General features: G+C 68.0%; 17 protein-coding genes. 10 read left to right on the top strand and 7 right to left on the bottom strand.

What is annotated here, in order from left to right; translation table 11 throughout:
- Window positions 1–47: 47 nt before the first annotated feature.
- Window positions 48–713 (top strand): response regulator, encoded by a 666-nt coding sequence (locus tag AC1D2H_RS04335; RefSeq protein WP_478010012.1) that lies wholly within the window; start codon window positions 48–50, stop codon window positions 711–713.
- Between the two features lie 88 nt (window positions 714–801).
- On the opposite strand, the gene AC1D2H_RS04330 is transcribed toward AC1D2H_RS04335, so the two are convergent.
- Window positions 802–2,328 carry a methyl-accepting chemotaxis protein gene (locus AC1D2H_RS04330; RefSeq protein ID WP_478010011.1) on the bottom strand — a complete coding sequence of 509 codons (1,527 nt, stop codon included), beginning with the start codon at window positions 2,326–2,328 and terminating at the stop codon, window positions 802–804.
- A gap of 155 nt (window positions 2,329–2,483) precedes the next feature.
- On the bottom strand, window positions 2,484–3,665 hold the full coding sequence (gene metK, locus AC1D2H_RS04325) for a methionine adenosyltransferase (protein WP_477931370.1): 1,182 nt from the start codon (window positions 3,663–3,665) through the stop codon (window positions 2,484–2,486).
- A 130-nt stretch (window positions 3,666–3,795) separates the two neighbouring features.
- Here metK and AC1D2H_RS04320 point away from each other — a divergent pair, with 130 nt between their 5' ends.
- From AC1D2H_RS04320 to AC1D2H_RS04295, 6 genes are read left to right on the top strand one after another with little or no spacing between them, the layout of a single operon-like run.
- Complete coding sequence (locus tag AC1D2H_RS04320) at window positions 3,796–4,674, top strand: lysophospholipid acyltransferase family protein (protein ID WP_478010010.1); 879 nt, start codon at window positions 3,796–3,798, stop codon at window positions 4,672–4,674.
- Window positions 4,671–5,510: a diaminopimelate epimerase gene (dapF, locus tag AC1D2H_RS04315; protein WP_478010009.1), complete on the top strand. Its 840-nt coding sequence runs from the start codon at window positions 4,671–4,673 to the stop codon at window positions 5,508–5,510. The genes AC1D2H_RS04320 and dapF overlap by 4 nt, the downstream gene beginning before the upstream one ends.
- Window positions 5,507–6,217 carry a DUF484 family protein gene (locus tag AC1D2H_RS04310; RefSeq protein ID WP_477931373.1) on the top strand — a complete coding sequence of 237 codons (711 nt, stop codon included), beginning with the start codon at window positions 5,507–5,509 and terminating at the stop codon, window positions 6,215–6,217. The genes dapF and AC1D2H_RS04310 overlap by 4 nt, the downstream gene beginning before the upstream one ends.
- Window positions 6,214–7,137, top strand: a complete 924-nt coding sequence (locus AC1D2H_RS04305) for a tyrosine recombinase XerC (RefSeq protein ID WP_478010008.1) — start codon at window positions 6,214–6,216, stop codon at window positions 7,135–7,137. Before AC1D2H_RS04310 ends, AC1D2H_RS04305 begins: the two co-directional genes overlap by 4 nt.
- Window positions 7,134–8,651, top strand: coding sequence for a hypothetical protein (locus tag AC1D2H_RS04300; protein WP_478010007.1), 1,518 nt, complete (start codon window positions 7,134–7,136; stop codon window positions 8,649–8,651). Before AC1D2H_RS04305 ends, AC1D2H_RS04300 begins: the two co-directional genes overlap by 4 nt.
- Complete coding sequence (locus AC1D2H_RS04295; protein WP_478010006.1) at window positions 8,648–9,829, top strand: class I SAM-dependent rRNA methyltransferase; 1,182 nt, start codon at window positions 8,648–8,650, stop codon at window positions 9,827–9,829. Before AC1D2H_RS04300 ends, AC1D2H_RS04295 begins: the two co-directional genes overlap by 4 nt.
- A 56-nt stretch (window positions 9,830–9,885) precedes the next feature.
- On the opposite strand, the gene AC1D2H_RS04290 is transcribed toward AC1D2H_RS04295, so the two are convergent.
- Together AC1D2H_RS04290 and AC1D2H_RS04285 are read right to left on the bottom strand one after the other, a co-directional pair.
- A complete protein-coding gene (locus AC1D2H_RS04290) occupies window positions 9,886–10,938 on the bottom strand; it encodes an NF038122 family metalloprotease (protein ID WP_478010005.1) in 1,053 nt (350 codons plus the stop codon).
- A gap of 86 nt (window positions 10,939–11,024) precedes the next feature.
- On the bottom strand, window positions 11,025–11,495 hold the full coding sequence (locus AC1D2H_RS04285) for an Lrp/AsnC family transcriptional regulator (protein ID WP_478010004.1): 471 nt from the start codon (window positions 11,493–11,495) through the stop codon (window positions 11,025–11,027).
- A gap of 136 nt (window positions 11,496–11,631) precedes the next feature.
- Between AC1D2H_RS04285 and glmS the strand changes: the two genes are divergently transcribed.
- Window positions 11,632–13,491, top strand: a complete 1,860-nt coding sequence (glmS, locus tag AC1D2H_RS04280; protein WP_477931379.1) for a glutamine--fructose-6-phosphate transaminase (isomerizing) — start codon at window positions 11,632–11,634, stop codon at window positions 13,489–13,491.
- A gap of 216 nt (window positions 13,492–13,707) precedes the next feature.
- Here glmS and AC1D2H_RS04275 read toward each other — a convergent pair whose 3' ends face one another.
- A complete protein-coding gene (locus AC1D2H_RS04275; RefSeq protein ID WP_478010003.1) occupies window positions 13,708–14,226 on the bottom strand; it encodes a hypothetical protein in 519 nt (172 codons plus the stop codon).
- A gap of 371 nt (window positions 14,227–14,597) precedes the next feature.
- Window positions 14,598–15,488, bottom strand: coding sequence for a hypothetical protein (locus tag AC1D2H_RS04270; protein ID WP_477931381.1), 891 nt, complete (start codon window positions 15,486–15,488; stop codon window positions 14,598–14,600).
- A 317-nt stretch (window positions 15,489–15,805) separates the two neighbouring features.
- Between AC1D2H_RS04270 and AC1D2H_RS04265 the strand changes: the two genes are divergently transcribed.
- Window positions 15,806–16,420, top strand: a complete 615-nt coding sequence (locus AC1D2H_RS04265; protein WP_477931382.1) for an OmpA family protein — start codon at window positions 15,806–15,808, stop codon at window positions 16,418–16,420.
- A 480-nt stretch (window positions 16,421–16,900) separates the two neighbouring features.
- On the top strand, window positions 16,901–18,259 hold the full coding sequence (locus tag AC1D2H_RS04260) for a sensor histidine kinase (RefSeq protein ID WP_477931383.1): 1,359 nt from the start codon (window positions 16,901–16,903) through the stop codon (window positions 18,257–18,259).
- Window positions 18,260–18,341: 82 nt separating this feature from the next.
- On the opposite strand, the gene AC1D2H_RS04255 is transcribed toward AC1D2H_RS04260, so the two are convergent.
- A complete protein-coding gene (locus AC1D2H_RS04255; RefSeq protein ID WP_478010002.1) occupies window positions 18,342–19,631 on the bottom strand; it encodes an MFS transporter in 1,290 nt (429 codons plus the stop codon).
- Between the last annotated feature and the right edge of the window lie 9 nt (window positions 19,632–19,640).

Here is a 19,640-nt window from a genome sequence, read left to right as displayed (position 1 = left end):
ACGCCCTGTATAAACGTCCTTGCCCACTGGCGCCGGCTGGACGAACGATGCCTATCGCGACCATTTTGATCGAAGATAGTGCTGCTATCCGGTCAAGCCTGATTCCGGCCTTGGAGGAGTTTGCGGACGTCGAAGTCATCGCCACCGCCGAGACGGCAGATCAAGGCATTGCGGCGCTGAAGGCGCATGCGGACCAGTGGCGAATTGCGATCGTGGACATGTTGCTGAAAGCGGGCAACGGACTCCAGGTTCTGCGCGCCGGAAGAGCGCGCCGCAGCGATCAGTACATGATCGTGTTGAGCAACTACGCCACGCCGGACATTCGCCGAAAGTCGAGCGAGTGCGGCGCCGACGCAGTGTTCGACAAGTCGACCGAGATCGACCAGTTCCTCGAACTGTGCAAGCAATACTCGACCAACCAGACCCCTCAAACTGCCAATGCCCCAGGCGCCCCGTCGCCCGGCGAAAGCGCCGAGGGAGATCCGGCCCGCGAAACGGTGATCGGTGTCGAAGAGCTGATGGAGCGTGTCGAGATTGACCGGGTCCTGACCGAGGCCGTGAGCGAAGTTGTGGAAAGGAACGCAGCGGCCGTTCGTGATCATCTCGAGCGGCAGGGTGTGGCCTCGAATATGCCCGCGGTCGACGAGCCAAAATCTGATCAGGAGAATGGCACGAGGGGCTCGACGCCAAAGGACTTGCCCAACGGCGAATGACGTGAGAAATGGATGACGCGCAGCCGCGAAGCGGCGCCGTCGCGCCAACAAGCTGCCAGGCGCGCCGAGCCGATGTGTCGGCTTCGTTCTAGACGCGGAAGGTTGAAACGAGCTTCACCAGCTCATCGGCCTGGTGCTTGAGGCTCTCCGCCGCCGCGGCGCTTTCTTCCACCAGGGCGGCGTTCTGCTGCGTGGCCTGGTCCATCTGCGTGATGGCCTGGCCGACCTGGCTGACGCCGGTGCTCTGCTCGCGGCTGGCCGAGCTGATCTCGCGCACGATCTGCGCGACGCGACCGATCGCCGTGACGACCTGCTCCATGGTCTGGCCGGCCTTGTTCACCAGCACGGCGCCCTGTTCGACGCGCTCGACGCTGTCGCCGATCAGGCCCTTGATCTCCTTGGCCGCGTCGGCGCTGCGCTGGGCCAGCATGCGCACCTCGCTGGCGACGACGGCAAAGCCGCGGCCCTGCTCGCCGGCGCGGGCGGCCTCGACGGCGGCATTCAGCGCCAGGATATTGGTCTGGAAGGCGATGGCGTCGATGGTGCCGATGATGTCGCCGATCTTGCGCGAGCTCTCTTCGATGCCCTTCATGCGCTGCACCGCCTCACCGACGACCTCGCCGCCCTGGCGCGCCACCTGGCTGGCGTCATGCGCGAGCTGGTCGGCCTCGCCGGCGTTGTCGGCATTGAGCCTGACCGTGGCCGACAGCTCCTCCATCGATGCCGCCGTCTGCTGGATGGCGCTGGCCTGCTGCTCGGTGCGGGCCGACAGATCGTTGCTGCCGTGCGAGATCTCGGTGCTGGCCGTCGCCACGCCGTTGGCGTTTTCGCGCACCGAGCCGACGAGATGGCGCAGCGCCTGCTGCATCTGCCCCAGGGCCTGCGTCAGCTGGGCGGTCTCGTCGCTGCCGACACTGCGGATGTCGCGCGACAGGTCGCCGCGGCCGACCTCCTCGGCCTCCTGGATGGCCTCGCGCAGCGGGCCGACGACGGAGCGCGTGATCAGCCAGGCGGCCGCGACGCCCACGCTCAGGCAGGCGATGGCGATGACCAGCATGATCATCTGCGTGCGGCGCGCTTCTTCCATGACCTGTTGGGTCTCGACGCGCACGCGCTCGCCCTGGAAGTCGGCCATGCGGCTGATGGCCGCAACATAGGCTTCAGAGGCCGGGCGCATCTTGCCCTCGAGCGTCTGCAGGGCGGCGTCGGCCTCGCCGGCCTTGAGCTGGGCGAAGACCTGGTTGCGGATGTCGACATAGGCCTTGCGCGCGTCGGCGATCTCGGTGAGCAGGGCCTTGCCGCGCTCGGTGTCGACGACCTTGGTCAGGCCCTCCTGCAGCTCGGTAATCTTGGCGCTGGTCGTCTTGATGGCGGGCGAGAAGAACTCGGCCACCGGGCCCGCGCCGCCGGCGCGCGCGACCGCATCGGTGCGGGTGACGTTGAGCTGGGTGGCGGTGCGCCAGTCCTGGGCCATGTCCTGGCGGCGCTGGAGCTCCACCAGCAGGTCGATGTGGGGGCCGACGGCGCCGATCTGCCGGTAGCTCACACCCAGGGCCACCGCCAGCAGCAGCAGCACCAGGCCGAAGCCCAGGCCCAGCCGGGTCCCGATTCGCATGGATTGCATGTTCATCACCGCCTCCAGGTTGATGGCGCGGCGGGCGGCTGTGATCGCGCACCCTGCCGGTGCGTTGACTCTACGTCCGTGCGTGGCGGTTGGTGCAAGGAAAAACACCGCCTGAAGAGGCGGTGTTTGCTCCGAGAGACGAGGTTTTACAGGCCGGCCGCCTTGCGCAGCGCCTGAGCCTTGTCCGTACGTTCCCAGGTGAACTCAGGCTCCTCACGCCCGAAGTGGCCATAAGCCGCCGTCTTCGAATAGATCGGGCGCAGCAGGTCCAGCATCTGGATGATGCCCTTGGGACGCAGGTCGAAGTGCTCGTTGACGAGCTTGGCGATCTGGTCGTCGGGGATGACGCCCGTGCCTTCGGTGTAGACCGTCACGTTCATCGGGCGGGCCACGCCGATGGCGTAGGCGACCTGGATCTGGCACTGGCGGGCCAGGCCGGCGGCGACGATGTTCTTGGCGACGTAGCGCGCGGCATAGGCGGCGCTGCGGTCGACCTTGGACGGGTCCTTGCCGGAGAAGGCGCCACCGCCGTGGGGGCAGGCGCCGCCATAGGTGTCGACGATGATCTTGCGGCCGGTCAGGCCGCAGTCGCCCTGCGGGCCGCCGACGACGAAGCGGCCGGTCGGGTTGATCAGGTACTTGGTGTCGGCGTTGATCCACTCCTTGGGCAGCACCGGCTTGATCAGCTCTTCACGGATGGCTTCGTAGAACTCGTCCGTCATGCGGTCACCGAGCGAGTACTCGGGCGCATGCTGGGTGGAGAGCACGACGGTGTCGATGCTGTGGGGCTTGCCGTCCACATAGCGCATCGTGACCTGGCTCTTGGCGTCCGGGCGCAGGAAGGGCAGGCGGCCGTCCTTGCGCAGCTGGGCCTGGCGCTCGACGAGGCGGTGGGCGTAGTAGATCGGCGCCGGCATCAGCTCGGGCGTCTCGTCGCAGGCATAGCCGAACATCAGGCCCTGGTCGCCGGCGCCGATGTTGAGGTGGTCGTCGGAGGCGTGGTCCACGCCCTGGGCGATGTCGTTGCTCTGCTTGTCGTAGGCGACGAGGACGGCGCAACCCTTGTAGTCGATGCCGTACTCGGTGTTGTCGTAGCCGATGCGCTTGATGGTGTCGCGCGCGACCTGGATGTAGTCGACGTGGGCGTTCGTCGTGATCTCGCCGGCCAGCACGACCAGGCCGGTATTGCACAGCGTCTCGGCGGCCACGCGGCTGCGCGGGTCCTGCTCGAAGATCGCGTCCAGGATGGCGTCCGAAATCTGGTCGGCCACCTTGTCGGGGTGTCCTTCAGAAACAGATTCAGACGTGAAGAGGAAATCGTTCGCCACTTTTAAACTCCGGTTGCTTAGTTGACGGCGTCGCCGTTGCTCCAGGAGGATGCGGCGAACGCTTTAGCGGGATTTATGGATCGCCCCGCAAGTAGTTCAGTAACTCGGCGATCCGGCGATTATAAGAAACATGGGCTTGGTCTTTCGTTTGTTGTCCCGGCTGCCCTTGGCGCTTTTGCACGCTTTGGGCGGGCTGCTGGGCTGGGCCGTCTATTTCGCCTCGGGGGTCTACCGGCGGCGCTTCCAGGCCAATGTGGCCCAGGCGGGGGTGGCCTGGGGTGACGCGCGGCCGGCGATTGCGGCCGCCGGCCGCATGGCGGCGGAGCTGCCTTGGCTGTGGATAGCCACCAAGCGCCAGCCGCTGGGCGACAGGCTGCGCTGGGAGGGCGGCGAGCTGATTGCCGCGGCCCTTGAACAAAAGCGCGGCCTTGTCATGCTGACGCCGCATATGGGTTGCTTCGAGATCTGCGCCCAGGCCATTGCCGAGCGTTTCACGACGGCCGAGGCCCCCATCACGGTGCTCTACCGCCCGGCGCGCCAGGCCTCGCTGCGCGAGGTGATGGCCGGATCGCGCGAGCGCGCTGGCCTGGCCACCGCACCGGCGTCTCTGGCCGGTGTGCGCCAGATGATCCGTGCGCTGCGCAAGGGGGAGGTCATCGGCCTGCTGCCCGACCAGGTGCCGCCGGACGGCCTCGGCGTGTGGGCGCCCTTCTTCGGCCAACCCGCCTACACGATGACGCTGGCCGCCCGCCTCGTGCAGCAGACGGGAGCGGCGGTGCTGTTGATCTGGGGCGAGCGTCTGCCCGGCGGGCAGGGCTTCGTCGTGCATGTGCTGCCGGCGCCCGACATCGCCAAGGACGCGCCGGCCGAGGCGGCCGCCGCGACCATCAATGCCGCCATGGAGAGTGTGATCCGGCGCGCACCGGGGCAGTACATGTGGGGCTACCACCGCTATAAGCAGCCGCGTGGCCTGGATATCGGGGCCGCCCCCGATAATCCGGCTCCATGAGATTGCGCTTCACCAAGATGCACGGCGCCGGCAATGACTTCGTCGTCATCGACGCGACGAAGCAGCCCTTCGCGCTGACCAAGGAGCAGATGCGCCTGCTCGGCGACCGCCGCTTCGGTGTCGGCTGCGACCAGATCCTCGTCATCGAGCCCAGCCAGGACGCCGGCGCGGACTTCCGCTACCGCATCTTCAACAACACCGGCGACGAGGTGGAGCATTGCGGMAACGGCTCGCGCTGCTTCGTGCGCTTCGTCGTCGACGCCGGGCTTACGACCAAGCGCGAGATCCAGGTCGACACGATGAATCGCCGCCTGCTGCTGAAGCTGCAGGACGACGGCCGCGTGACGGTCAACATGGGTGCGCCAGCCTTCGAGCATGCGGCCCTGCCTTTCGACGCCCGGGGCCTGACGCCGCGTCTGGTGAACGGCTTCGAGCTCTGGCCCATCGAGGGTGCGGAGCTGGGCGTCGTCTCCATGGGCAACCCGCATGCGGTGCAGCGCGTCGACGACGTCGAGACGGCGCCGGTGCTGACCCAGGGCCCGCTGATCGAGCAGGACTCGCATTTCCCCCGGCGCGTCAACGCCGGCTTCATGCAGGTGCTGGCCCGCGACGGCATCGCGCTGCGCGTTTTCGAGCGCGACGCCGGCGAGACCCTGGCCTGCGGTACGGGCGCCTGCGCGGCCGTCGTTGCGGGCATCCGCGCTGGCTGGCTGGACGAAGCGGTGGAAGTGCAGACGCGCGGCGGCCTGCTGCGCATCGAATGGGCGGGTGGCGAGAACCCGGTGCTGATGACCGGCCCCGCAGTGAAAGTTTTTGACGGAGAGATCACGCTGTGAGTTCCAACCCGGCCGCTGACGCGGTGCAAGGCATCACCGAAACCGACATCGCCAACTACCTGGCGGCCACACCCGGTTTCTTCGAGCGCCACGCGGCGCTGCTGGCCAGCGTGCAACTGCAGCACCCGCATGGCGCGCGCGCCGTGTCGCTGCAGGAGCGCCAGGCCGAGATGCTGCGCGACAAGATCAAGGGCCTGGAGATGCGGGTCATCGACATGATCCGCAACGGCCAGGACAACGTCGCCATCGCCGACCGCCTGCACCGCTGGACGCTGGCCGTCATGCGCGCCGTCGGCACGCCCGAGCTGCCCAACGTGCTGCTGGCCGAGCTGCGCCACCAGTTCATGATCCCGCAAGCCGGCCTGCGCCTGTGGGGTGTGGCGCCCGAGCACGAGGCGTTGGAGTTCGCGGCCTCGGTCAGCACCGACGTGCGCAGCTTCGCCTCCAGCCTGAGCCAGCCCTATTGCGGCGTGAACTCGGGCTTCGAGGCGGCGCGCTGGCTGGGCCTGTCCGAGAGCGGCGGCACGGCGACCTCGCTGGCGCTGATCCCGCTGCACCAGCCCAGCGCCAACGAGGACAAGCCCTTCGGCCTGCTGGTGCTGGGCTCGCCCGACCCGACGCGCTACACGGCCGAGATGGGCACCGACTTCCTGACCCGCGTCGGCGAGATTGCCAGTGCCGGGCTGGCGGGGTTGCTCGCTGCATGATGGAGCTGGCGCAGGACTTCACGGAGTTCTTGCAGCACGCCCGCGTGCAGCAGCGCCTGAGTCCGCGCACGCTGCGCATCTACACCGATGGCCTGGAGCGCCTGCAGGCCATGCTGGCCTCAAGCGCCATCGATGCGCGCGCCCTCAGCATCGCCCAGGCGCGCCGCCTCGCCGCGCTGCTGCATCGCGAAGGCCTGGCGCCCAAGTCGATTGCGCTGCTGCTGTCGGTCTGGCGCAGCGCCTACCGCTGGCTGGGCCTGCAGGGTCGCGTCGCGCTGAATCCCTTCGATGGCCTGCGCGCGCCCAAGGCGCCCAAGCCCTTGCCCAAGGCCCTGGGCGTGGACGATGCGGTGCAACTCGCCGCCTACACGCCCGAGGCCGCGGCCGACCCGGTGCTGGAGGCGCGCGACCGCGCCATGGTCGAGCTGCTCTACGGTGCCGGCCTGCGTGCTTCCGAGCTGACGGGCCTGGACGCCCAGGCCAGTCGCCAGGCCGACGGCTGGGTCGACCTGCAAGCTGGCGAGGTGCATGTGCTGGGCAAGGGCGGCAAGCGCCGCAGCACGCCGCTGGGCAAGGCCGCGGCCGAGGCGCTGCGGGCCTGGCTGGCCGTGCGGCCGCAAGTGGCGGCGGCCGGCGAGGCGGCGCTCTTCGTCGGTTCGCGCGGGCATCGCATTGCCGGCTCGACGCTGCGCGCCATGCTCAGCGCGCGCGCCGTCGCGGCCGGCAGCCCGGCCCATGTCCACCCGCACATGCTGCGCCACAGCTTCGCCTCCCACCTGCTGCAGTCCAGCGGCGACCTGCGCGCCGTGCAGGAGCTGCTCGGCCACGCCCACATCACGACGACCCAGGTGTACACGCAGCTGGACCACCAGCACCTGGCGCGTATCTACGACGCCGCGCACCCCCGAGCCAAGAAATGAGATTCCAAATCACGGCTTTGGCCGCGCTGGCTGCCATGCTGCCGACGACGACCTGGGCTATTCCCGACGACGCCCCGTTTGCCCGCGTCGACACGCTGCGCCCCGCGGCGGTCGAAGGCAACTGGACCCGCATGAAGATGCCCGACGGCGGCCGCACCGCCTTCGCATCGCTCAGCTACATGATGGCCCTGGACGATGACTGGGGTTTCGGCCCCGGCGTCTACGGCGCGGCCAAGGGCAACTACGGCGGCATCTTCACCGTCGGCTTCACCGGCCAGCGGCGCTGGCGGCTGAGCAGCAACACCCATCTGGCGGCCAGCCTGTATGTCGGCGCGGGCGGCGGGCTGTCGAGCCAGCAGCTGCGTTTCGGCGGCGGCCTGATGCTCAGGCCCGAACTGTCGCTGCGCACCGAGGCCGGCGCCTGGTACACCGGCATCGGCATCTCGCAGATCCGTTTCCCCAGTGGCAATGTGAAGAGCGGCGTCGGCCTGAGCTTCTCGATCGGCCGTTCGATGGGCTTCGCGAGCTTCTCGCCCGACGATGCCGGCCGCCCGGGCCGCGCCAGCCAGCGCACCGGCCTGCAGTTCGATGAGATCTCGCTGATCGGCGGCTATGAGTCGCCGCGCTCCGTCAGCGTCGACCGCAACGGCGAGCGGCGCACGCGCCGCGTGGGCAAGGCCGGCGCGGAACTGCGCCAGTACATCGTCGACGGCAGCTGGTGGGGCATCGAGGCCGCGGGTGCGGCCCAGGGCGGTGCCGACGGCTATATGGAAGTGCTGGGCCAGATCGGCCAGGACTGGGCGCTGGGATCGCCGCAACTGCGCATCGGTGGCCAGCTCGGGGCGGGCCTGGCCGGTGGTGGCAACCTGGATACCGGCAGCGGCCTGCTGCTGCGCGCCGGCCCGACGCTGCGCTGGATCACGCCCTGGGGGCCCAGCCTGCGCTTCGACGCGGGGCTGACCCATGCCCCGCGCGGCAACTACAGCGCGCGCTTCGTGCGCGCCGTGATCTCGATGCCGCTGGACCGTGCGCCCGTGGCGCTCGCCGATGACAGCGGCGGCACGGTGCGCGGGCAGCAGCTCGGCGCCAGCGTCATGCACCTGCCGCGAGTGCGCTTCAAGGATGGGCGCCGCGAAGCGGTCAGCAGCCTGGCCGTGACCATGTCGCGCGAGTTCACCTCCAGCCTCTACGGCACGGCGCAGGCCGGCAGCGCGGCGGCTGGTCATGCGGGTGCCTATTCCTTCGGCCTGCTGGGCCTGGGCGTGCAGAGCGCGCCGCTGTGGAGCGGCATGCGCGTGGGCGCGGAATGGCTGGTCGGCGCGGCCGGCGGCGGCGGCGTGCAGGTGGGCGGCGGTGCCGTGACGCAGGCCGAGCTGTGGGCGCAATGGCGGGTCGGCGAGCGGCTGCGCCTGCGCACCGGCCTCGGTGAGTTCCGCACCATGCGCGGCAGCAACCAGTCCACGCCCGTGCTCCACCTCGGGCTCAACTACGCCTTCGGGACGCTGCAGCGATGAAGAAAGTTGTCATTCGGCCCGGCAAGGAGCGCTCCCTGCTCAAGCGCCACCCCTGGGTGTTCGAGAGCTCCGTCGCGCGCGGCGGTGGCGACTCGGGCGAGACGGTGCGCGTCGAGTCGGCCGACGGCGCCTTCCTGTGCTGGGCTGCCTTCAGCCCTCAGTCGCAGATCCGCCTGCGGGCCTGGAGCTTCGACGAGGCCGAGCGCATCGACGCGGCCTTCTTCAAGCGACGCATCGAGCAGGCGGTGGCGATGCGCAGCCGGCTGGCCATCGCGTCGGACGCCTGGCGCCTGGTGCACGGCGAGGCCGACGGCCTGCCCGGCCTCGTCGTCGACCGCTATGGCGACACGCTGGTCGCGCAGTTTGGCAGCGCCGGTGCCGAGCGCTGGAAGGGCGCCATCGTCGATGCGCTGCTGGCCGTGACCGGCCTCGCGCGCCTCTACGAGCGCTCCGACGCCCAGGCCCGCGAATGGGAAGGCCTGCCCGTGCAGACGGGCTGGCTGCGTGGTGAGGGCGAGACGGCGCTGACCATCCGCGAGCACGACTGGCGGCTGACGCTGGATGTGGCGGAAGGCCACAAGACCGGTTACTACCTCGACCAGCGCGACAGCCGCCGCCGCTTTGCCGACGCGGTGAAGCAGTACGGCTGCAAGAGCGTGCTGAACTGCTTCAGCTACACCGGCGGCTTCTCGGTGGCGGCGCTGGCGGGCGGCGCGAGCGAGGTCATCAGCGTCGACTCCTCCGGCCCGGCGCTGGCGCGTGCCCAGGCCCACGTCGAGCTGAACGGCTTCGACGCGAGCCGCCACCAGGCCTGGGATGCCGACGTGAATGCGACCTTGCGACGCTGCTTGCAGGAGGGCCGGCGCTTCGATGCCATCGTGCTCGACCCGCCCAAGTTCGCGCCCACGGTCGCCCACGCCGAGCGCGCCGCGCGGGCCTACAAGGACATCAACCGCCTGGCCTTCATGCTGCTCAATGATGGCGGCCTGCTCTACACCTTCTCCTGCTCGGGTGGCATCTCGCCCGACCTCTTCCACAAGATCGTCGCCGGCGCCGGCCTGGACGCGGGCGTGGACGGCTATATCGTCGAGCGCCTGTCGGCCGCGGCCGACCATCCGCAGACGGTCTGCTTCCCGGAAGGCGACTACCTGAAGGGCCTGGGCCTGCTGAAGCGCTGAGGCCCGGCAAAGAAAAAGCGGCCCCGCGGGGCCGCTTTGCATTGCAGGCTCAGGCTTCAATCGCGCTGGCGGCGGCGTGCCAGGCCGATGGCGGCCAGGCCGCCGAGCAGCAGGGCGTACTGGCTCGGCTCCGGCACGGCGGCGGCCAGGTCCCAGCCGATGGCGTCGAAGGCCATCAGGTCGCTGGCACTGGCGTCGTAGGACTGGCCGTTGACGACGAAGGGGCGCATCAGCGTGATGACGCTGGTGCCGAAGTGGCTGGCCTGCTGGCCGTTGCCATGCGCGACGCCGGTCGAGAACGGCTGGATGGAAGTCGCGCCGCCGTCCAGGGAGAAATAGGGCGAACCGCCGAGTGTCAGGTCGCGCTTGCCGGCGGCCGAGTAGCGGTACAGGTCCAGCGACGAGTACCAGGCCTGGGTTTCCAGCGGGCCGCATTGGGCGGCGTGGTCCACGCAGAAGTCGATGCTGTCCACGCCCGAGACGAAGCCCAGGGCGTGGCCGATCTCGTGCTCGGCCACCGTGATGAAGTCCACCTTGTTGGCCGGCACCTGGCCATTGATGCGGGCGTAGGCGAAGCTGTTGGCGAAGGCATTGCCGAAGGTGATGCGGGCATCCGGGGAGGTCGCATCGGTGGGCGTGCTGCCACCGAGGGCCTTGGCATTGGCCGTGGTGAGGCTGAAGAGCCGGTTGTTGGCCGAGCCGTCGTTGTCGAAGCGGGTGGTCAGGTCGCCCTGGGTGGCCCAGAAGCTCAGGCTGCTGGTGTTCGGCAGCGTGGCGACGGCGGCAGCGTCCGTCACCGACTTCTGGTCGGTCAGCAGGCTGCTGCGCAGCGAGCCATAGTTGAGGGTTGTCAGCGCCGATCGGGTGGAGCCCAGCACGCCGGCGTCCAGGTCGGCGAAGGCGATGCTGACGTAGACGGTGACGTTGTCCGTGAGCCTGCCCGACCAGTAATTGGCCGCGGTCTGGAAGGCGCCCAGTTGCTGGGCGGTCATGGGTGTGGCCCCCACATCGTTCAGCACGATGTTCAGGGCCTGGGCGGTGGGGGCCAGGCCGGCGAAGCCGACGGCCAGCGCGAAGGCGGCGGGGCGCAAGGACTTGCGGAACAGCATGGGAAGAGCTCCGATCGGGGGGAGCAAGATTCTGTCGGCTGCGGGAACGGCTTTTGCCCCCCGGGCTCGCGGGGGACCATGTGAAGTTAGGGGGGTGGCAGCGCGATGCGCGTGTCGAACTTGGCCCGCTTCACGCTGAAGAAGGCCTTGATATTGCGCACATTGGCGTCCTGGGTCAGCAGGCGCTGCGTGAAGGCCTGGTAGGCCGGCATGTCGGCCAGTTGCACGATGAGCACGAAGTCCGGCCCCGGGGACACCCGCCAGCACTGCTGCACGACCGCCTCCTGCAGCGCGCGCGCCTCGAAGGCATCCAGGTGCTCGGCACCCTGGCGGTCCAGTGTGATCTCGAGGATGGCGGACAGGCCGGCGCCCAGCTTGTCGGGCGACAGCAGGGCCACGCGGCGTTCCACGATGCCGGTCTCGACGAGGCGCTTGACGCGCCGCAGGCAGGTGGCGGGCGAGACGGCGACGCGGGCGGCCAAGTCCTGGTTGCTCAGGGAGGCGTCGTCCTGCAGGGCGCCCAGCAGGCGAAGGTCGATGCTGTCCAAATCGATCATTTTTCGCTATCTAGTGATTGAATATTTCTTGCGACAAGTATCGAGAAATTTTCCTTCATGAAACGAGAAATATTGCATCCATTCGCCGCGACACCCTGCCTAGGATGCTCACCATTCCTCGAACGGAGACTTCTCTATGTGCGGCATCGTCGGCGCGGTCAGTCAGCGCAACATCGTTCCCATCCTTGTCGAAGGCCTGAAGCGCCTCGAATACCGCGGCTATGACTCCTGCGGCGTGGCCGTGCATCAGGACGGTGGCCTCAAGCGCGCCCGCAGCACCTCCCGCGTCGCCGAACTGCAGGCCCAGGCCGACCAGGACGGCATCTCCGCCGGCACCGGCATCGCCCACACCCGCTGGGCCACCCACGGCGCGCCGGCCGTGCACAACGCCCACCCGCACTTCTCGCCCGGCGCCAACGCGACGGCCGACGCCGTCGGCCGCATCGCCCTGGTGCACAACGGCATCATCGAGAACCACGACGAACTGCGCGCCGAGCTGAAGGCGCGCGGCTATCAGTTCTCGAGCCAGACCGACACCGAGGTCATCGCCCACCTCATCGACCACCTCTACAGCGGCGACCTGCTCGACGCCGTGCAGCAGGCCCTGCCGCGCCTCAAGGGCGCCTATGCCGTGGCGGTGTTCTGCCGCGACGAGCCGCACCGCGTCGTTGCCGCCCGCGAGGGTTCGCCGCTGATCCTGGGCGTGGGTGAGCAGGAGAACTTCGTCGCCTCCGACGCCATGGCACTGGCCGGCGTGACCGACCAGATCGTCTACCTGGAAGAGGGCGATGTCGTCGACCTGCAGCTCGGCCGCTACTGGCTGAGCCGCCTGGACACGACGACCGGCCGCTACCAGGCCGTGCAGCGCGAAGTGAGGACGGTGCATGCCCACAGCGGCGCCGCCGAACTCGGCCCCTACCGCCACTACATGCAGAAGGAGATCTTCGAGCAGCCGGTGGCCATCGCCAACACGCTGGACGCGGTGACCAGCATCAGCCCCGAACTGTTCGGCGACGGCGCCTTCCGCATCTTCAAGGAAGTGGACAACGTCCTCATCCTGGCCTGCGGCACCAGCTACTACTCGGGCTCGACCGCCAAGTACTGGCTGGAGAGCATCGCCAAGATCCCGACCAGCGTCGAGATCGCCAGCGAGTACCGCTACCGCGACAGCGTGCCCAACCCGCGCACGCTGGTCGTCACCATCAGCCAGAGCGGCGAGACGGCCGACACCATCGCCGCGCTCAAGCATGCCCGCAGCCTGGGCATGAAGCACACGCTGACCATCTGCAATGTGGCCACCAGCGCCATGGTGCGCGAGTGCGAGCTGGCCTACATCACCCGCGCCGGCGTCGAGATCGGTGTGGCCTCCACCAAGGCCTTCACGACCCAGCTGGTCGGTCTCTTCCTGCTGACGCTGGCGCTGGCCCAGACGCGTGGTCACCTCAGCGAGGCCGATGAGGCCGAGCACCTGAAGGACTTGCGCCACCTCCCCGTGGCCGTGCAGGCCGTGCTGGCGCTGGAGCCGCAGGTCATTGCCTGGAGCGAGGAATTCGCCCGCAAGGAAAACGCGCTGTTCCTGGCGCGCGGCCTGCACTACCCCATCGCCATGGAAGGCGCGCTCAAGCTCAAGGAGATCACCTACATCCACGCCGAGGCCTACGCCGCGGGCGAGTTGAAGCACGGCCCTCTGGCCCTCGTCACCGCCGAGATGCCCGTGGTGACGGTGGCACCGAACGACGCGCTGCTGGAAAAGCTGAAGAGCAACATGCAGGAAGTCCGCGCCCGCGGCGGCCAGCTCTATGTCTTCGCCGACGGCGACACCGCCATCGAGAGCGAAGCCGGCCTGCACGTCATCCGCATGCCCGAGCACTACGGCCAACTGAGCCCCATCCTGCACGTCGTGCCGCTGCAGATGCTGGCGTATCACACGGCTTGTGCGCGCGGGACGGATGTGGACAAGCCGCGCAATCTGGCGAAGTCGGTCACTGTGGAGTGACCGGGGCCGCATGGCTGACTCCCTGACGCCAACAAATAGAGTCCGTCGGGCATTAATAAAGTCCGTCGGACTCATCAATGAAGGCGCAATTGGCGCCTACCTTGGCCGCAGGACGCATGGCTTCCAAGCTTCATGTGGGACAACAACTTCGTGGACGGAAGCGACTCGAATGTGAGCGAGACGCTGCCCTAACGGCGTTGAGGCGGCCGGCCGCAGCTACCGGTGGCAGTCGAAAGCCGGGTGGTACATGGCAAAGCCGTCCGAGTCCTTGACCTGTACCGCCGCATGGACCTCAATCGCCTCGCAAGGTAACTCCATCACACCGAAGCGTGGCCGGCGGGGGGTGCCGGTCTCCCAGCCGTACGAATCTAGAAGCAACTGCGAGGCGCCGTCGGTGGCCTTCAGCACGACGACCCACACGTGGGAGTCGATGCCCTGCGCCTCCGACGCCACCCAGTAGGGCAGTTGATGCCGTTCGGCGTGTTCGACGCATTTGAGCGCCGCGACGCGAGCGGCGCCCAGAGCAACGAAGCCGCAGGCGCGCAACCCGTCGGGGACGATGCCGAGCACCGCTCCTTGCGCCTCGGCCTGCCACATCCTCGCCTGCTGCTCCTGTAGCGCCGTCAGCTCCGCTTGCGACAGCCATGGCCGGCCGTCCAGGCAGACCAGGCACAAGCAGGTCCCGACCCCGCTCAGCAGCGAGGCAAGGATGTCGAAGCCGGGATTGACGAACATGGCCTGACGCGGTCGTGGCGTTGGACGCCATGTTGTCGCAGGCCATCCCGGCCCGGCATCCCTTCAATCCCTGAGGCGAAGTGACGGCGATGGCCGGGCGGCGTCACGCTGTTGGTGACCAGCGATCCGCTCAGTCAAGCTGGAACTGAGTCCGCAGAATTAGTTGGGTTGACCGATTGAAGTCGGTCACCGTGGCATTGACCTCCCACAGGCCCGACGGGTCCGTAGCATCGCCAGATGGCCATGACGACTGCCTGCTGGTTGGTCAAGAGGAGTTCGGCGCACGCATACCGATTGGCGCCGCAGAGCGCCAGTGAGTGGCGACAGCGCCTATCCGCCGAGCCCGTCACTGCTCCCTCGCGTCGCGTTCTTCAGCGAGGTGTGAAGAACAGCTTGTCGGGAATCGCCTGAAACGGCGCGATCCAGAGACGATTGTCGAGTTCGAAGATCTTCGGGGGCAGCCGTCGTTGTCCATCGATCAATGGGCCGATGTGAGCATCCCGCGAAAGGATCGATCGCGCACTTCCATCGGAGAAAATCGCAGACAGACCAGCAGTCAATGCCTCGGCCAGGGCAGGCTGGCGCAACTGGACCGCGAAGACCCGAGCGAATTGGTAATGGATGCACCAGTCCTCAAGCAGCACGGCCGACGGCGCCAGATGTCCAAACAGTTTCAGCAAATGGCTGGCCTCATCGACTCCCAATGGGAACGCGTCGAATCGCCCTGCTTCCAGCATCCGAAACAGCGACAGAAACTCTGCCTCCTGTACCTTGAGTCCCGCAGCGCGAAGGATGCTGGTATCCACCCAATCAGGGCCTTGGCCGAAGCTCAACTTGCGCAGGTCTTCATAACTGTGCAGGCTCCGCAGGCGATCAAGTCGGTCGCGATGCACCAGCATCACACGGTAGCCACTGAGACCGAGATCCAACGGAAAGGGCAGGATCAGTCCGCGCTCAGCCACCTTGGGCGAGGCTCCGGTGTCCATGACATTGACGCCACCGGTCTCGAGCGCCAAGAGGGCACGCATGGATGACAGCTGCATTGCACTCAGCCGCAGCGTGTACTGCCGCCCCGACGCCGCCAACGCAGCGTTCAGCATCTTGAACGCATAGCTGTCCGTGGGCCGTTCATGCGTACGCGGGTACACAAACTCAAGCACCTGCTCGGCCGCCGAGATGCCGGACAGGGCCGCGGCGGCGCCGAACACAAGACCGCGACGCAGCAGCAACTGGTCAAAAGCGCTTCGACGTTTCGGGCCCATGGAGGGGATTCTGCTCGCAAGCCGTCCAGAGATGAATGCGCAGCCATCCACGGCACCCGCCCATGGCGCAGCTTCGGCGAGGGGCCGACGCAGGTCGGGGGCGGCATGTTCAGCGAAGGACAAATCAAGACTTTCACCGACCAGGACAGCCGAAAGCCTGGACGGGCATCAGCCGATCTGTGCCCGCCGCGCCGGAGCGCAGAACGGTAAGGCTTTGTTCGGCCTGGTTAACGGCGCAAGGATTGCTCACAGCTCGGTACGTTTTTCCGTGGAGGACTGCCTAGAGTCGCGCTCTTTCTTCCTCCACGAGACCACCGATGTCGAGACTTTCTCCCCTGATCATCGCCAGCAGCGTCCTGCTGCTGAGCGCTTGCGCCACCAAGGAATTCGTCAAGGAGACCGTCGCTCCGGTGCAGACCAGCGTGGACGGCCTCGGCACCCGCGTGCAGGCGCACGACGACGGCCTCAAGGCCCTGGATGGCCGGCTGCAGGGCAGCGAGGCACGCATGCTGGCCCTTCTGCAGCAGGAGGCAGCAGCGCGAACCCAGGCCTTCAACAACCTGCCCAAGCCGCCCAGCCTGCTGATGAGTACCGTGCTGACCGATGACAAGATCAAGTTCAGCTCGGGCCGCGCCCAGCTCACCGAGCAGGCCGGCCAGGAACTCGATCAACTCGTCGCCAAGCTCAAGGCCGACAACCAGCCGGTGTTCATCGAAATCCAGGGCCACACCGACGCCACCGGCAGCGACACGATCAACCAGCAACTGGGCCTCAAGCGGGCCGAAGCCGTGCGCCTGCACCTGTCCCGCGCCGGCCTGCCGCTGGCGCGCATGGCAACGATCAGCTATGGCGAATCTGCGCCCCTGGCCGACAACAACACCCGCGAAGGCCGCAGCACGAACCGGCGTGTTCAGCTGATCGTGATGCGCTGAGCGGGCGGGGAGCCGCTCAGCTCTTGCCCGGCATCACCCCCCTGCCTGCGCGACGCGAACACCGCGCTCGGATACGCCGGCCGGCCGCGACTGCCGTTGCATGCCGACGCTGCCGTGGGGTTGGTCTCGCCTCCGTGAGCACGCCACCCCACGCACTGCTCCACATGTAGCGCAGCACGCCTTCGGTCGCAAGGCCTGGAGCAAGTCACGGCGGTTGAGGATGGCCAAGCCATCGCGCGGCCGTGCTGTTCACCAGCGCGCACCGCAGGGATGCCGTGGTTCGCTACATTGCGCATGCAACCGCGGCAATCTGCCCGGATCACCGGAGCGGCCCTTGGCAGCTGGTTCAGACCCTCGTGCCAAAAGGCTGCTTGCCGCGCCGCCCAAGGTCAAGCCTGCCGCCGCCTCTACGGTTCACAGGCGCCCGACGGCGATCCTCTGCGCCGCCGTGTCAGCAGATGAAGCAATGCTGGAGGGGCCATGGACGTCCTGAAAGTCATCAAGCGCAACCCGCTGATCTTTCCGATGGCCTGTGTGGGGGTGTTCGCGCTGATCTCCATCAGCGAAGGCGCGTACTGGCAGTCCACCCGGACGCTGGATCGGCTGGGTGCCATGGCCATCGTGCCCACGAGCCTGCAGGAACTGCAATGGGGCGTGCTGGATGCCGAGGCGGCCCGGAAGACCGATGCCCCTGCCATCACGGCCGAGTCGCGCCAGGCGCAATGGGCGGCCTATGGCCAGGCGTTGCAGACGATTGCCGGCGCCTTCACCGCGCTGGACGCCTACTACGCGGACCAGGCTCAGCCGAAGGCCCTGCTGACCGGCTTGCATCAGACGACGGCAGCCAAGCTCGCAGGGGGAGGTTCCGATGCGGAGCAGATGGAAGCGATTCGCGCGCTCAGTGCCCAGCTGCTGCAGTACGAGGCCCGTCATGTGGTCGCCGGCCGGGGCAGCCTCTACGACACCTTGCTGATGGGGCGCGTCGGCGTGGCCTCACTCAGCATGATCGGACTGCTCACCCTTTTCATCGCCTTGCGGCACCGTACGGCACTGGAGTTTCAGCGCAGCGAACAGCAGCGCCTCATCCAGGCCGCGCACGATTTGCTGGAACTGGAGGTGCTGGAGCGAACCACCGAGCTGACCGAGCTGACCTACCACCTGCAGACCGCCCGTGAGGACGAGCGTGCACGCCTGGCGCGTGACCTGCACGACGAGATGGGCGCTCTGATGACTTCCGCGAAGCTGGATGCGGCGCGCATCCGCGCGCGGCTGGGCGCGCTGCCCACTCCGGCGCCCGAAGCCCTCGAGAGGCTGACCCACCTCATCTCAACCCTGAACCAGGGTATCGCGCTGAAACGTCGCATCGTGGAGGACTTGCAACCGTCCTCACTGACCCTGCTCGGCCTCGTGCCGACGCTGGACATCATGGCCCGCGAGTTCGGCGCCAGTTCGGGTCTGCATGTGCAGTGCCAGCTGGAACCGGTGCAGTTGAGCGCCCGCGCCAATCTGATGATCTACCGGCTGGTGCAGGAGGCATTCACGAACATCGGCAAGTACGCGCAAGCCAGCCAGGTGTGGCTTGCGCTGAGCGGCCACGACGGGCGGGTGGAAGTGTCGATTCGCGACGACGGCGTGGGTTTCGACACGCGGCAGCCGCTCCGGTCGGCCCATGGTCTCGTGGGCATGCGCTTTCGCGTCGAAGCTGAAGGCGGCACGATGACCATCGTGGCGGCACCCGGCTTGGGCACCTTGATCTCGGCCAAACTGCGGGAGCAGCCGCAGCCGGCACGGGACGGCCCGCAGTCCGTGGAGGCTTCGGTCCCGGATCGTCACGATTGAATTCAACAGCGGCTTGAGCGCGGTCTCCTGCGTATGCGTTCGTCGAACTGCGACTGCCGCGGCCCACTGCGGTGCCTCTTCGTCACCTGAACACCCCCGGGTACTGCCGCCGATACCAATCCACGATCTCCTCGTGTTCCAGCGTCAGGAATTCCTTGAGCCGCGGCACAGCGAGGAAACCCAGCACGCAGATGGCCATCAGCAGGCCCCAGGCCGCGTACACCAGCGTCACGCTGTAGCTCGCCAGCGCCATGCCGACCAGGGCGGGGCCGATGGCGCCGGCGATCTGGGTGCTCATGGAGCCGGCGGCGAGCATGCGGACGCGGTATTCGCGGGGAATCGCCAGCGCACGATGCGTGGCGCCCACCAGGCTCATCGAGGCGTTGCAGAAGCCCGCCGCCATGAGCCCGGCCAGCATCGGCAGCGGCGAGGCGCAAAGGCCGACCATGGCCAGCGCGATGCCCTCGAGAACGCCCAGGCCGACCCGCACGCGATAGCGGCCGAAACGCTCCACCAGCAGCCGTGAGCCGAAGAGGCTGCCGACCAGGGCACCGAGCGAGAGTGCGCCCAGGCCGAGGCCGAGCCAGCTGCCCTGCAGGCCGAGGGCATGCACCTTGATCGGCACCAGCAGGCCCACGGCAGGCCCCTGGAAGATCCACACGGCGAAGTTCACCAGGGTCCAGCCGCGCTCCATGGGCACCCGCCATCTGGCGGCGAGCCCGGCGCGCAGATCGCTCCACCACGCGGCAAACCCCCGGCTCGCTGGCCGCGAACCGGTGCTGCGCGGGATGCGCGAAGCGACAAGCGTCGCGGCGGCCAGCAGGATGCAACAGCAGCACAAGGCCGCCGTGACGCCCACCGACCCGAGCAAGGCGCCGGCCAGCACCGGCCCGAGGATGCCGCCCAGCGCATGCGTGGCCTTGCGCAGGCGGATCGCCGTGGCGAGTTGCGCCGATGCGATGAGTTCCGCCAGCACGGCGTCACGTGCGGGGTCCACGAAGGAGGTGGCGACGATCTGCAGGATGGACAGCGCGGCGAGGGCCGCGACGCTGAAAACGCCGGCACAGGAAAGCGCCGCGAAGGCGGTGGCAACCAGGCACAGGGCCGCAAGCCCCCAGCTGATCTGGCGGCCCTTGCAGATGCGGTCGCCAAAGGGGGACAGGGCCGGCGCGACGATGAAGGCCGCGAGGGCCAGCGTCACGCTGAAGGTGGCCATCGCCGGGGCACCGCCGCTGCTGGTGATCCACCATGGCAGGACGACCGCCATGCTCAATCCGCACAGCAGGGTGAGGAAGTCGGTCAGCAGCAGCACGCGCAAGGCGCGATTCGCGGCGAGGACGGCGCGGGTTTCAGCAGGAATGAAGAAGCGCATGCGGCGGAC

The sequence above is a fragment of the Roseateles sp. P1_C1_2 genome (genome assembly GCF_056406535.1).
Note: the sequence above shows the minus strand (reverse complement) of the source record. Positions and strands in the feature narration are given on the sequence as shown.

Excerpts from the sequence above, each read along its gene's own strand:
- AC1D2H_RS04270 (WP_477931381.1), bottom strand. The coding sequence starts at position 15,488 with ATGGGCCCGAAACGTCGAAGCGCTTTTGACCAGTTGCTGCTGCGTCGC.
- AC1D2H_RS04305 (WP_478010008.1), top strand. The coding sequence starts at position 6,214 with ATGATGGAGCTGGCGCAGGACTTCACGGAGTTCTTGCAGCACGCCCGC.
- AC1D2H_RS04295 (WP_478010006.1), top strand. The coding sequence starts at position 8,648 with ATGAAGAAAGTTGTCATTCGGCCCGGCAAGGAGCGCTCCCTGCTCAAG.
- AC1D2H_RS04275 (WP_478010003.1), bottom strand. The coding sequence starts at position 14,226 with ATGTTCGTCAATCCCGGCTTCGACATCCTTGCCTCGCTGCTGAGCGGG.
- AC1D2H_RS04320 (WP_478010010.1), top strand. The coding sequence starts at position 3,796 with ATGGGCTTGGTCTTTCGTTTGTTGTCCCGGCTGCCCTTGGCGCTTTTG.
- AC1D2H_RS04265 (WP_477931382.1), top strand. The coding sequence starts at position 15,806 with ATGTCGAGACTTTCTCCCCTGATCATCGCCAGCAGCGTCCTGCTGCTG.
- AC1D2H_RS04255 (WP_478010002.1), bottom strand. The coding sequence starts at position 19,631 with ATGCGCTTCTTCATTCCTGCTGAAACCCGCGCCGTCCTCGCCGCGAAT.
- AC1D2H_RS04330 (WP_478010011.1), bottom strand. The coding sequence starts at position 2,328 with ATGCGAATCGGGACCCGGCTGGGCCTGGGCTTCGGCCTGGTGCTGCTG.
- glmS (WP_477931379.1), top strand. The coding sequence starts at position 11,632 with ATGTGCGGCATCGTCGGCGCGGTCAGTCAGCGCAACATCGTTCCCATC.
- AC1D2H_RS04300 (WP_478010007.1), top strand. The coding sequence starts at position 7,134 with ATGAGATTCCAAATCACGGCTTTGGCCGCGCTGGCTGCCATGCTGCCG.
- AC1D2H_RS04335 (WP_478010012.1), top strand. The coding sequence starts at position 48 with ATGCCTATCGCGACCATTTTGATCGAAGATAGTGCTGCTATCCGGTCA.
- AC1D2H_RS04285 (WP_478010004.1), bottom strand. The coding sequence starts at position 11,495 with ATGATCGATTTGGACAGCATCGACCTTCGCCTGCTGGGCGCCCTGCAG.
- AC1D2H_RS04260 (WP_477931383.1), top strand. The coding sequence starts at position 16,901 with ATGGACGTCCTGAAAGTCATCAAGCGCAACCCGCTGATCTTTCCGATG.
- AC1D2H_RS04290 (WP_478010005.1), bottom strand. The coding sequence starts at position 10,938 with ATGCTGTTCCGCAAGTCCTTGCGCCCCGCCGCCTTCGCGCTGGCCGTC.